At 66.7% G+C, this 12,975-nt stretch carries 9 protein-coding genes; 6 read left to right on the top strand and 3 right to left on the bottom strand.

Annotated elements, in window-relative coordinates; translation table 11 throughout:
• The first annotated feature begins 94 nt into the window (after positions 1–94).
• The 3 genes from Cte04_RS17460 to Cte04_RS17470 all read left to right on the top strand — a co-directional run bounded on the left by Cte04_RS17460 (position 95) and on the right by Cte04_RS17470 (position 5,350).
• A complete protein-coding gene (locus Cte04_RS17460; protein WP_066481228.1) occupies positions 95–1,090 on the top strand; it encodes a Bug family tripartite tricarboxylate transporter substrate binding protein in 996 nt (331 codons plus the stop codon).
• A 37-nt stretch (positions 1,091–1,127) separates the two neighbouring features.
• Positions 1,128–2,261, top strand: a complete 1,134-nt coding sequence (locus tag Cte04_RS17465) for a CaiB/BaiF CoA transferase family protein (RefSeq protein ID WP_066481231.1) — start codon at positions 1,128–1,130, stop codon at positions 2,259–2,261.
• A 167-nt stretch (positions 2,262–2,428) separates the two neighbouring features.
• A complete protein-coding gene (locus Cte04_RS17470) occupies positions 2,429–5,350 on the top strand; it encodes an aconitate hydratase (RefSeq protein ID WP_066481238.1) in 2,922 nt (973 codons plus the stop codon).
• A gap of 63 nt (positions 5,351–5,413) precedes the next feature.
• Here the strand turns inward: Cte04_RS17470 and Cte04_RS17475 are convergent, their stop codons facing one another.
• A complete protein-coding gene (locus Cte04_RS17475; protein WP_066481241.1) occupies positions 5,414–6,022 on the bottom strand; it encodes a DUF4337 domain-containing protein in 609 nt (202 codons plus the stop codon).
• A gap of 201 nt (positions 6,023–6,223) precedes the next feature.
• Entirely contained in the window at positions 6,224–7,216 is a 993-nt protein-coding gene (locus Cte04_RS17480; RefSeq protein ID WP_157082089.1) for a hypothetical protein, read from the bottom strand.
• A 424-nt stretch (positions 7,217–7,640) separates the two neighbouring features.
• Here Cte04_RS17480 and Cte04_RS17485 point away from each other — a divergent pair, with 424 nt between their 5' ends.
• From Cte04_RS17485 to Cte04_RS17495, 3 genes are read left to right on the top strand one after another with little or no spacing between them, the layout of a single operon-like run.
• Entirely contained in the window at positions 7,641–8,249 is a 609-nt protein-coding gene (locus Cte04_RS17485) for an RNA polymerase sigma factor (RefSeq protein ID WP_169798062.1), read from the top strand.
• Positions 8,246–8,953: a hypothetical protein gene (locus Cte04_RS17490; protein WP_066481252.1), complete on the top strand. Its 708-nt coding sequence runs from the start codon at positions 8,246–8,248 to the stop codon at positions 8,951–8,953. Before Cte04_RS17485 ends, Cte04_RS17490 begins: the two co-directional genes overlap by 4 nt.
• A 13-nt stretch (positions 8,954–8,966) precedes the next feature.
• Positions 8,967–10,487: a caspase family protein gene (locus Cte04_RS17495; protein ID WP_066481260.1), complete on the top strand. Its 1,521-nt coding sequence runs from the start codon at positions 8,967–8,969 to the stop codon at positions 10,485–10,487.
• Here Cte04_RS17495 and Cte04_RS17500 read toward each other — a convergent pair.
• Complete coding sequence (locus Cte04_RS17500; protein ID WP_066481268.1) at positions 10,448–12,973, bottom strand: CHAT domain-containing protein; 2,526 nt, start codon at positions 12,971–12,973, stop codon at positions 10,448–10,450. The two genes, Cte04_RS17495 and Cte04_RS17500, sit on opposite strands and share 40 nt — an antisense overlap.
• Between the last annotated feature and the right edge of the window lie 2 nt (positions 12,974–12,975).

The following is a 12,975-nucleotide window of genomic DNA, read 5'->3' on the forward strand; positions in this document are numbered from 1 at the left end:
GAATAAAACGGCTCTGGCGCAATACAGACAAGCGCCAGCAGCTATGTATTTTGAAAGCCGACACCGATCGGCGTACCCACCAAGGAGACAAGAGATGAACATCAGCCGCCGCCTGCTGGCCGCAACCGTTGCAGCCGCCACCGCCGCCCTGTGCATGGGCGTATCTTTGAATGCCGTGGCCGCGGAGAAATTCCCCGAGCGGCCCATCATGTTCATCGTGCCGTTCCCGCCCGGCGGCCCCACCGATGCCATGGCCCGCATCCTGGCCACCGAGCTGACCAGGGAACTGGGCCAGAGCGTGATCGTGGAGAACAAGGCTGGCGCCGGCGGCAACATCGGCGCGGACTACGTGGCCCGCGCCAAGCCGGACGGCTATACGCTGATGTTCGGCACCTCGGGCCCGCTGGCCATCAACAAGCCGCTGTATAAGTCCATCAGCTACGACCCGCGCACCAGCTTCACGCCCATCATCTACGTGGGCTACCTGCCCAATGTGCTGGTGGTGCGGCCGGACCTGGGCGTGGGCAACGTCAAGGAGCTGATCGCACTGGAAAAGAGCAAGCCCGGCAAGCTCAACTTCGCGTCTTCGGGCAACGGCGCCTCGTCCCATCTGGCGGGCGTGCTGTTCAACGGCATGGCCGGCACCCAGCTGCAGCATGTGCCCTATAAGGGCACGGGGCCGGCGCTCAACGATCTGCTGGCCGGTCAGGTGGACATGACCTTCACCGACATCCTTACGGCCATGCCCTATATCAAGGCCGGCAGGGTTTTGGCCCTGGGCGTGGCCACGGCCCGGCGCTCCAGCGCCATGCCCCAGATCCCCACGATCGCCGAACAGGGCCTGGCCGGCTATGACGTGAGCGTGTTCTTCGGCGTGGTCGGTCCCAAGGGCATGCCGGCGGACCGGGTGGAGCTGCTCAACCAGGCCTATGCCAAGGCGCTGGACTCCGAGAACGTGAAGAAGGCATTTGCAGCCCAGGGCCTGGAGCGCGGCCCGGACACCAAGCCCGCCTATCTGGCCAGCTTCGTGAAGACCGAACTCGACAAATGGAGCGAGGTGGTGCAAAAGGCCGGCGTGAAGCTGGATTGATGCAGCCGTGCCCCGTCCACATGGAGAAATCCTTCGCATGAACACACCTCTTTCCCCCGGCGCGCTGCAAGGCGTCAAGGTGCTGGACCTCTCGCGCATCCTCGGCGGCCCGTTCTGCGGGCAGATCCTCGGCGACCATGGCGCCGACGTGCTCAAGGTGGAGCCGCCGCAGGGCGACGACACGCGCACCTGGGGGCCGCCGTTCAAGGATGGCGTGGCCTCGTACTACTTCGGCCTGAACCGCAACAAGCGCATCCAGTTCCTCGACCTGTCCGCGCCCGCGGGCCAGCAGCGCGTGCGCGAGCTGATGGCCGAGGCCGATGTGGTGCTGGAGAACTTCAAGGTCGGCACCATGGAGAAGTGGGGCATAGGCTACGAGCAGATGCGCGAAGAGCTGCCGCACCTGGTCTGGTGCCGCGTCACGGGCTTTGGCGCCGACGGTCCGCTGGGCAGCCTGCCCGGCTACGACGCCGCCATCCAGGCCATGGCCGGCATCATGAGCATCAACGGCGAGGCCGGCGGCGATCCGCTGCGCGTGGGCCTGCCGGTGGTGGACATGGTGACGGGGCTGAACGCCACCATCGGCGTGCTGCTGGCGCTGCACGAGCGCGGGCGCAGCGGCCAGGGCCAGCTGGTGGACGCGTCGCTGTACGACTCCGGCCTGTCGCTGCTGCATCCGCATGCGGCCAACTGGTTCATGGGGCGCAAGGTGCCGCAGCGCTCGGGCAATGCCCATCCCAACATCTACCCCTATGACGTGGTGAGCACGGGCGGCGCCCCCATCTTCCTGGCCGTGGGCAACGACCGGCAGTTCCGGCTGCTGTGCGGCCATGTCGGCCAGGAGGCGCTGGCGCAGGACGAGCGCTTTGCCACGGCGGGCCAGCGCTCCGTCCACCGCGCCGAGCTCAAGGCCTTGCTGCTGCAGGCCTTTGCCGGGCTCGACGGCGTGAAGCTCGCCGACGAGCTGATGGCCATCGGCGTGCCTGCCGCGCCGGTGCTGGACGTGCAGCAGGCCCTGGAGCATCCGCATACCGCGCACCGCGAGATGGTGGTTCGGATGGGCGAGTACCAGGGGGTGGGCGCGCCGGTCAAGCTCGGCCGCACGCCGGCCAGCTACCGTTTCGCGCCCTTGAGCGAAGGGACGGATTTCCTGCCGGATTCCGGAGTCTGAACACTGGCTCCTGCCATCCGGGCCCGCCGCGTGCGGGCTTTCTTGCTCCTGAAAATGAGCATGGCCAAGGTGGATAGTGTGGCGTCCCACACCCTGGCGGGGCAGTTGTGTGCACAATGGAATGCGAAAGCGTTACCCCCTGTGTTCTGTCGATGGAGAGTCTCACGATGTCGCATGCTTTTGCCAAAACCCTGAAGTCCTTTGAGCTGGCCGATGGCAAGAAAGGCCGGTTCTACTCCCTGCCGGCCCTGGCCAAGCAGTTTCCCGAGATCAATCGCCTGCCGGTGTCCATCCGCATCGTGCTGGAATCGGTGCTGCGCAATTGCGACGGCAAGAAGATCACGACCGGGCATGTGGAGCAACTGGCGCGCTGGCAGCCCAATGCCGAGCGCGTGGACGAGATTCCCTTCGTGGTCTCGCGCGTGGTGCTGCAGGACTTCACGGGCGTGCCGCTGCTGGCCGACCTGGCCGCCATGCGCAGCACGGCCGCCAGGCTGGGCAAAAAGCCCAAGGCCATCGAGCCCCTGGTGCCCGTGGACCTGGTGGTCGACCACTCCATCATGGTCGACTACTTCGGCACCAAGCAGGCGCTGGACCTGAACATGAAGCTGGAGTTCCAGCGCAACCAGGAGCGCTACCAGTTCATGAAGTGGGGCATGCAGGCCTTCGACACCTTCGGCGTGGTGCCGCCGGGCTTCGGCATCGTGCACCAGGTCAATCTCGAATACCTGGCGCGCGGCGTGCACAAGGCCAGGAACGGCAAGGGCGAAGGGCCTGTGTACTACCCCGACACCCTGGTCGGCACCGACAGCCACACCACCATGATCAACGGCATCGGCGTCGTGGCCTGGGGCGTGGGCGGCATCGAGGCCGAGGCGGCCATGCTGGGCCAGCCGGTGTACTTCCTCACGCCCGACGTGGTGGGCTTCGAATTGACGGGCAAGCTGCGCGAAGGGGTGACGGCCACAGACCTGGTGCTGACGGTGACCGAAATCCTGCGCCGGGAAAAGGTGGTGGGCAAGTTCGTCGAATTCTTCGGCGAAGGCACGCGCAGCCTGGCCGTGCCGGACCGCGCGACGATCGGCAACATGGCACCCGAATACGGCGCGACCATGGGCTTTTTCCCGGTGGACGACAAGACCATCGACTACTTCAAGGGCACCGGCCGCACCAAGAGCGAGATCGATGCCTTCGAGCGCTACTTCAAGGCGCAGGGCCTGTTCGGCGTGCCCAAGGCCGGCCAGATCGACTATTCGCATGTGGTGAGGCTGGACCTGTCCACCGTCGCTCCCAGCCTGGCGGGCCCCAAGCGGCCGCAGGACCGCATCGAGATCGGCAACGTGGCCGACACCTTCCGCACGCTGTTTTCCAAGCCGGTGGCTGACAACGGTTTCAACCAGGCGCCGGAGCTGCTGCTGACCCGTCATCTGCTGGAGGCGCCGCACCAGGAGCGCGGCGTGCGCATGCGCGACAACCCGCCCACACCCATGGCCGCGCCGCGCTTCGAAGTGGAGATGGAGGCCAACAAGCCGACGCCGATGTCGGCGCATCCGCTGTCCGGGGCGCCGGTCGAGGCCGGGCCGGTCACCATCGGCAACGGCGACGTGCTGATTGCCGCCATCACCAGCTGCACCAACACCTCGAACCCCAGCGTCATGCTGGCAGCGGGCCTGCTGGCCAAGAAGGCCGTGGAAGCGGGGCTCAAGGTCAAGCCGCACATCAAGACCTCGCTGGCTCCCGGCTCGCGCCTGGTCACGCGCTACCTGACCGAGGCCGGCCTGCTGCCCTACCTGGAGAAGCTGGGCTTTGCGCTGGCCGGCTATGGCTGCACCACCTGCATCGGCAATGCGGGCGACCTCACGCCCGAGATCAATGCCTCCATCCAGCAGAACAACCTGGTCTGCGCGGCCGTGCTCTCGGGCAACCGCAATTTCGAGGCGCGCATCCATCCCAACATCAAGGCCAATTTCCTGGCCAGCCCGCCGCTGGTCGTGGCCTATGCGATCGCGGGCACCGTGCTCAAGGACCTGATGACCGAGCCCGTGGGCCAGGGCAAGGGCGGCAAGGACGTGTACCTGGGCGACATCTGGCCCAGCAGCGAGGAAGTGCATGCGCTGCTCAAGTATGCGATGAACGGCAAGGCCTTCCGCAGCAACTACGAGCAGGTGGCCAGCGACCCCGGCAAGCTCTGGGAGAAGATCCAGGGCGTGACCGGCGCCACCTACACCTGGCCCGAGAGCACCTATATCGCGGAGCCACCGTTCTTCGAGAAATTCACTCTCGAACTGGAAGCGCCTGCCGCAGATGTACAAAGCCCTGCAGGGCAAAAGGCTGCAAGGAATGGCAATCCCTACGCGGTGCACGGCGCGCGCATCATGGCGCTGTTCGGCGACTCCATCACCACCGACCACATCTCGCCGGCCGGCTCCATCAAGGAAAGCTCTCCCGCGGGCCAATGGCTGCTCGCGCATGGCGTCCAGAAGACCGACTTCAACAGCTACGGCTCGCGCCGCGGCAACCATGAGGTGATGATGCGCGGCACCTTTGCCAACGTGCGCATCAAGAACCTCATGATTCCGCCGCTGGCCGACGGCTCGCGCGAGGAGGGCGGAGTCACGCTGTACCGCGACGACCATGGCGTGACCGAGAAGCTGTCCATCTATGATGCGGCCATGAAGTACCAGACCGCAGGCCGCGCCACCGTGGTGCTGGCCGGCGAGGAGTACGGCACGGGCTCCAGCCGCGACTGGGCGGCCAAGGGCACGCAGCTGCTGGGCATCAAGGCCGTGGTGGCCCGCAGCTTCGAGCGCATCCACCGCTCCAACCTGGTGGGCATGGGCGTGCTGCCGCTGCAGTTCAAGGGCAGCGACAGCTGGCAGACCCTGGGCCTGACGGGCGAGGAGTTCATCGACGTGATCCCTGCCCCCGACCTGGCGCCCCAGAGCGATGCCCAGCTCGTGATCACGCGCGCCGATGGCAGCAAGCAGACAGTGATCGTGAAGCTGCGCATCGATACGCCCATCGAGGTCGACTACTACCGCCATGGCGGCATCCTGCCCTACGTGCTGCGGCAGCTGCTGGGCGAGTGACAGCCCGCTCAAACCCCAAAGGGCCGGGTGCATGCCCGGCCCTTTTGCATTGCCGAGGCTCTGTCAGATATGGAGCATCGCCAGCCCGCCCACGCCCAGGCCGAGCACGGCCACGCCGAGCATGGCGTATTCCAGCCATTTCTTCTTGGTCAACAGTGCGATGGCAGCCAGCGCAATGGCCACCTGCAGCGCGGTGGTGGCCTGGGCCCAGCGATGGTGCAGGTGCATCTGCATCTCGGACTGTTCGTCCCAGTGTTTGGCCTCGCCTTCCAGCCGGTCGGCGTCGCGCTTGATATCGTCCTTTTCCTTCTCATAGCGGTCCACCTTGGCCTGGTAGGCTGCCCGCCTGTCATCCGTGGCGGCCAGGTCGCGCGCGAACTCGGCCAGCGACTGCTTGGTGCTCTTGGCCTGGTAGAAGGCCCACTGGTTGGCGGCCTCGGTCTTCTTGATGGCCGCATCGTTTTTATAGAGCCCCGCATTCGCCTGGGTGGCGCCGCCCATGTACGAGAAGATGGCGCCCACCGTGGCGATGACCGCCGTGCACATGGCGATCTGGTTGGTCAGGCTGCCGCCGCCGATGCCATGGTGGGCGGTTGGGCCATGCTCGCCTTCGGCGGCATGCTCGAGCTCGTGATCGTGTGGGCCATGGACGTGAAAGCCGTCGGAAGACATGTATGCCAAATCCTTGATTGAGGGTGGCGCGGATTATGAGCCCTGCAGGACCGCACTCCAGGGAGACCCTTGGGCTGAGTGCTGCCCGTATCGCTTGGCGGTGCCATGCGCAGCAGGTCGAGACAGGCTCCGGCAAGAGGTCTCCCCGCCAGAAAAAAAAAACCGGTTCTCCAACCGGTTTTTTTTCTGGGTGCAGGAGGCTCAGGACTTCTTGCGCTGGCACATGCCCAGGGAGTTTGCTGCCTCGCGCTCCACCGTGAAGAGGGCTGTGGAAACAGGCTGAATGATGGCGGCGTCGTTCTGCAGGGTGCCGCCTTGCACCACCGTGGTGATCACACCGGGCAGATTCAGCAGCTTGCCTGCGTCATTGGTGACCTGATTGAGGTAGAGCTGCTCCGTTCCCGTCTGTGCGCTCGCGTCGACCCAGTTCAAGCTCAGGCCCCGGATGGTCACATCCGAGTGCCAGGAAGGATTGAAGGCGTCGGTGCAATGCCAGTTGCCGTCCAGCGTCCCGGCCGTCAGCAACGGTGTGCGGGTCAGGTAGGCCGTACCGGTACGGTTTACGGGCGGTGTGTCGGTGTTGTAGCCCAGGCGGTCGAAGAAAATGCTGTAGCCGCCCAGGTCCGTCACCTGGAAGTTCAGCCAGCCCTGCGGACCCTTGTCGTCGCTGACCTTGACCAGCCCGGTCCGCGCATCGCGCGCCAGTGCAAAGGTATGCAGTTCCTGCTTGGCGTGGCTGTCGGGAGAGGTGCAGTTGCCGGCCTGGTCGAACAGGCCCTGGGCGCAGACCAGCAACTGCTTGCCGTCGTCACCAATGCGCGCCTGGCCGCCAATGCGTTCGGGAGAGGAGCCGTTGCCGGCATTCCGGGAGGCCATCATGAAGAAATACGAACCCTTGAGGCGACCCAGATCCGTGGGGGTAGCGTAGCTGGTGCCGGTGGCCGCAGCCACGAGGGGCTGGCCGCTGGCGGTCTGCATGTTCAGCGTGCCGGTGATGGAGCCGGTGTCGGCGTCGACCTGGAACTGGAATGACTGCTGGCTCGACGAGTCGGTTCCTGTGATGAGGCCAGGCGTGCTGTCGTCGTAGCTGCCGCTGTATCGGCTGTCTGTGGCAGCGTCGAAGGCTCCCTGCAGCACCGTGAGCGTGTATTTCTTGTCGCTGGGGCTGAGGGCCAACTGCCAAGTATCACCCACTGACAGGGTCAGGTTGTAGGTCTGTGTGCCAGGAGTGCCGGGAACGGATTCGAGGCCGCTTTTTTGGGCGTCTGCCGTCAGCTCCGTTGACGGCTGTGGATTCTGTGCTTCCTCCTGAGGGGGCTTGCCGCCGTTTCCGTCACTGCCGCCGCCACAGGCGGTCAGAAAGGCCGCGCAGGCAACGGCAACGGATAGGCGGGCCAAGTTCGGCGATTTTTTTGTAGGCATGCGATCTCCTCGGGAAATGAACTGTGTAACCATATGTTTTCCTTGTGGCCGTTGTTGAAATAGAGACAGTCGTTGTCTTGTTCGTTGCAGCCCGCACAAAGGTTCAAATTTTTTTCCCGTTCACTGGATGCCAGCAGGCGCCAGGTCCGCAGCTATGATCGGCGGCTGATCGATGGCTGGCAGATCAGCAGGAGTTATGGAAAAGTCCCGATCCCCACAGGAGTTGTTGCAGGCCATGCAGGCAGGCGATCAGCTGGCTCTGCGCGCGCTGTGGCAGCAATGGGCGGGAAAGGTGCAGCTGTTTGCGCGCATGCAGCTGGCAGCCTGCGGAGATGACGCAGCAGCCCTGGCGCAGGAAGTGACAGCCGACGTCTTTCATGATGTCTGGCGCCATCCGCAGCGCTATGACGGACGGGCGGCCTTCAATACCTGGCTTTTCACCCTGGCGCGCAACAAGGCCGTCGACTGTCTGCGCCGTCGCCAGCGCCGGGTCGAGCTGGAGCAACTGGCCAGCGACGAAGACCTGGCAGCGGTGCAGGATGAGGCGCCCGGCCCGGAAGCGCAGCTGCATTCCGCCCAGGACAGGAAGGCCGTGCTGCACTGCCTCAGGCGCCTGCGCAACCCCTTGCAGCGAGAGGCCTTGATGCTGTGGGCCGTGGAGGACATGGCCCTGTCGGATATCGCCGAAACGCAGAAATGCCCCGAAAACACCGTCAAGACACGCCTGTTCCATGGCCGAAGGAATTTGAAGCTATGTTTGCAGCAATGGCTGGGCCTGAATGTGGCACAAGGTGAGCAGGCATGACGCAGCTGGACCCGCAAGATCAGCAACGCTTTGAGGAGGACCTGCCGGCCTGGCTGGCTGGCCGGCTCGATGCCTCTCGTGCGCAGTGGATGCACACCATGCAGCAAGGCCATGCCGCGTTGGCGGAGCAGGTCCGCTGGCTGGCCGAGGCCCGTGCCGTCCTGCGGGAAGAAGCCGGCACCGAGAACACGGAACGGGCCTGGTCCCTGCTGATGCAGAAAATGCAGGCCGACGAGGGAAGAACTGCCGCCAAGGCTGCGCCGCGCTGGCTGCACTGGATGTTCGGGCACCCGCTATGGGCCAATGCCGCCGCTGCGCTGGCGGTGCTGCTGGTCGTCGGGCAGGCCGCCTGGATCGTGTCCAGCCCCGGGGGGACGCCAGCCAAGCCGGCCGGCCCGGAAGCGGGATGGCGCTCCACCGATCTCGAGGATTTGCAGCCATCGGCAGAGGCTTCGGCTACGCGCATCCAGATTCGCCTGCAGGACGGCAGCCGGAGTGCCGACATGGCGTTGCTGTCACAGCTGGCGCAGTCCGCCCAGCCGGTAGCCGCCGCGGGGCTGCAGGGTGTGGCCTGGCATGCCCAGCCCGACGGAACCTGGATACTGCAGATCCGCCCGGCGGTGCCCGATGCCGCCGCTCTGCTGCACAGGATCCAGGCCCAGCCTGCGGTGCGCAGTGCGCGCCTGTTGCCTTCCCTGCCCTGAATGAAGCCTGGACATGCAACGGAGATCCTGGCTGCAAGCGGTATCGCGCACGGGTGCCGCCGCGCTGATGCTGCACAGCTTCATGGGCCACGGGGCCCAGGCGGGCCGCAGGCATGCCTTGCTGGTGGGCGTCAGCGCCCTGGCCAGGCAGCCCCGCTCCCTGTGGCTCAGGGGGCCGGCCAACGATGTCACGGCCATGCGCCAGCAGCTGCTGGCCCACGGCGTTGCCGCGGCCGACATTGCCATGGCCGCCGACGACGGCATGCCGGACGCGAAGCCGCTGCAGGGCGCACGCCGGCCGGATCGTGCGGGCATCCTGGCCGCGCTCAAGGACATGGGGCACCGTGTAGGCCAGGGCGATGCCGTGGTCCTGTACTGGTCGGGCCATGCGGTCCGCGCCAAGGGGCCGCCCAAGCCGGTTGCCGAAGCGGATGGAAAAAGCACCTTTCTTCTTGCCGCCGATGCCGAGCGCATGCCTGCCGGCAGCGCCTGGCCGCTGCGGGGCGCGGTGGCCGATGCGGAACTGGGTGCCGCCATCGATGACTGGCTCGCGGCGGGAGCCCATGTGCTGGTGGTGATGGATGCCTGCTATGCCGCGTCGGCAACACGCTCGGGAAGCGACGGAGTGACCTGGCGCGGCCTGCGCGTGTCCGACCTGCGCCAGATGCACTCATCAGGCGCACGCTTGCCCGGGCCTGCTGCAGACGCTCTGCCCCCGACGCTGCCCGGCGCTCGCCCGCGCATGCAGGGCTATGTGGGGCTGTATGCCTGCGAGGACATGGAACGGACGCCGGAGTGGTTGCTTGACGGGCTTCACCATGGCGTGTTCACCCATGCACTGGTGCAGGCCCTGCAAGCCCTGCCAGCGGCGGAGCCCGGGCGGCGCTATGCGGAGCTGGCCCGGCAGGTGCTCGATACGCATGGCCAGCTGGCCCGGATCGTGCCGGTTCCGCAATCGCTGTGGCCTTCGCCGGTTTTCGAAGGCAGCCTGCAGGCTCCCTTGTGGAGTCGCGCAGCCCTGCCTGCATGGGAACGGAGCGGGGAGCCGCAGGGCCCGGCGCAGTTGCCCGTCGGTCTGCGGATAGCGCTGCAATGGCAGCAGCCGGGAGGATCGGTGCAGCGCATGGAGCTGGAAAATGCCGGCCGGCCATCCGCTTTCCTGGGGCGCTTGCCGGTGGGCACGAAGCTGGAGCTGCAGGTGGGCAATGCATCGCTGCGGCCCGTCTATCTGCGCATCTTCCATGTCGGTGACAAGGGGCGCTGGCATGCCATTTATCCCGAACGGGCCGGCGATGCCGCACATCTGCCCGCCGCGTCGCCGTCAGGGCCTGCCCTCTGGCACAAGGCCCTGACCATAGACAGTGCCGAGAGGCAGCCCGAATCCCTGCTCTTCGTGGCGGCGCCTGCGCAGGCCCGGCAGGGGCTGGACGATGCCCTGGCGCGCCTGCCGGCCGGGGCCTGGCATGCCGAGTTGCGCTGGCATTCCGTCGCGGCTCAGTGGGCCGCAGACAGCAGCACAAAGCCACTCCAGTAGTACGGATGGCCCGGTGCGGAGGAGAGGTCCGCCGACGCGGAGTATGCCGCCAGGCCGCGCCTGCCGCCGGCCGGTGCGGGCAAGCCGGCCGCCAGCATGCTCAGCTGGGCGCTGCGTACGGCCTGGGCGTGGGGCATGCCGCTGCCCAGTGCGGAATAGAACGCATCCATGTACCGGCGCGTGGCTTCATCGGCGACAGCCCAGAGGCTGGCCAGCACATGCTTTGCTCCCTTGGCCTGGGCCAGCCAGGCCAGGCTGTCGACGGGCAGGCCTTCCTCTTGCGGGCCGGAAGGGAGGGCGGTCTCGCAGGCGGACAGCGTGAGCAGATCCAGTCCGTCGAAGCGATAGCTGGGGTCGTCGAGCGCCCGAAGCGTGAGCAGGCTGCCGTCGCCCAGATACAGGCCTGAAGCCTGGCCGTCGCCGGGCTGCAGGCGAAAGTGGCTGGCCAGATGGACCACGCTGCTGCTTTGCAGGGCGGTGCGCAATGCCGCGGCGGTGAACTGCCCGTCCAGCGCCTTGCCATAGGCGATGCCCCGGCTTTGCGCGATGCGGGCAAGCGCATCGATTTCTTCGCGCACCTGCGGCAGGGCCGGCAGTTCACCGCCTGGCTTGCTAGCGCCGAGCAATGCCCAGCCGGCGCGTGCTGACGCAGGCTTGGCCGCCTCATGCGCCAGTCCGGTATCCAGCGGCAGCGCATAGGACTCGCCCAGCCAGTGGCTGCCGTCGTGCAGGGCTGCAAAAGGCAGATAGCGCAGCGGCCCTTCCGGATGCAGCTGGACTTCGGGAGCCTGCCCCGGCGGCGCCAGCGGCTGGCCAGCGGGCAGATAGGCCAGCAGCGGCTGCCATAGCTGGCGATACAGCTTCTGAGCCAGGGGCTGGGGCTGGCTCCGGGGCTGCTGCAGTTGCCGGCGCAGCAGGGCAATGTCCTGGACAAGCTGGTCCTGCCGCACCGGCAGGCTCAGGTAGCGGTCCGGTACCTGGGCGCTGCGCAGCACGACATGCAGCTGCTGTGGCGCGGGCAGGAAAAGCACCTGGATCTTGCCCGGCGCCACGGGCGGCAACGAGAGGGGAGGCGTTGCGCCGTGCGGGCGCTGCGGCAGGCGGCTGGCCAGCAGGGGCTGCAGGCTGTCCAGCAGGTCCGACAGGGCTGAAGACGCATCGCTCTCGCGTTCGCTCCAGGCTTTCTCCAGGCGCTGCTGCAACGGTGCTAGGCGCAGCAGCTGCGCCTGCTCGTCCGGCGTCAGCGCCACGGCCTGCTGGGCTGGACGGTATTGGCGCACCAGCCGGTGGTAGCCGTGCTCCCGGGCCAGGGCAAGTACCTGCTCGGCTTCGGCAAAGCGTTGCTGCTGCAGCAGCCAGCGGGCCAGGGTTTCGTAGAAGCCGCGACTGTTGCGGAGCATGGCATCGAGCTGCTCGGGCGGCAGGGTGCCCGAGCGGGCAAGCAGGATCTGTTGATAACGCAAGGCCAGCTTGCCGTAGAAGATGGCTTCGGGCATGCGCCTGTTGCCCTCCATGGCCTGGGCGATGGTGATGGTTGCCCATTGCTGCCAGAAGGGCTCCTGACGGGCCAGGCCTGTGGCCCAGGCCTGGCCGGCGGTCCGGGCCGCTGCCGCGTAGTCGCCGTGCTCGAGCAACCGGCCGGCCTGCAGGCTCAGCATGTGGGAGCTGCCCTGGCTGCCCGCCCCGTGTGCCTGCAGCTCGGCCTGCAGCAAATGCTCGAAGGTCTGGGCGTCGCCGTGGCCGGACAGGCACATCGCCTGGGCGCGTGCCAGGGCACCGTTGCGGGCATGGGCGTCGTCGCGCGCCATTGCATCGGCGCGCTGGCACCAGTGCTGCATCTGTCGGGCCTGGCGCAATTGACCGGTCAGATAGACCAGGTGGTAGACGTTCCAGGCGGCAAGATCCGGCGATGCCTCGGGGATGGCAGCCAGTTCCAGCGCAATGTCCAGTGCCTCCTGGGCATGTCCCATGGTGGCCGCCAGGTTGGCCTGCTGAAAGCGCAGCTCCAGGCAGATGGCGCTTTTGCATTGCTTCAGCGGCCGGGGGAGGCTGCTTTCCAGTTCCCGGGACAGGGCCTGGGCCTTGGAGAAGTCCTGTGCGCTGATGGCCGCGTACATGCGCTCGGACAAAAGCTCCTGCACATCGGCATCCTGGCCGCCCAATGCCTGCAAGGCGATCTCGTGGGCCCGGTCGCGGCTTTGCGCGGCTTCGCCGGTCTGGGCCAGCAGCTCATGCAGCCGGGCTTTCAGGGCGAGTGCCCGGGCATAGGCCCGTGCATGGTCGGGGGTGGGATGTTGTCGCCACTGCGCCTGCAGATCCGGCAGCACGGCGGCCAGCAGGGCCAGCCCGGCCATGCCCTTGCCCTGTTCCAGCGACTGTTGTGCGGCCCGGATGTCAGCAGCAGGCTCTTTGGCCGCCAGATAAGGAGAGCCCGGCAGCAGGGCCAAGGCCATGAGTGTGCTGGCCTGCCAGAGCCGCCGGCGCATGG

The sequence above is a fragment of the Comamonas terrae genome (assembly GCF_001544075.1).
GTDB classification, from domain to species: domain Bacteria; phylum Pseudomonadota; class Gammaproteobacteria; order Burkholderiales; family Burkholderiaceae_C; genus Comamonas; species Comamonas terrae.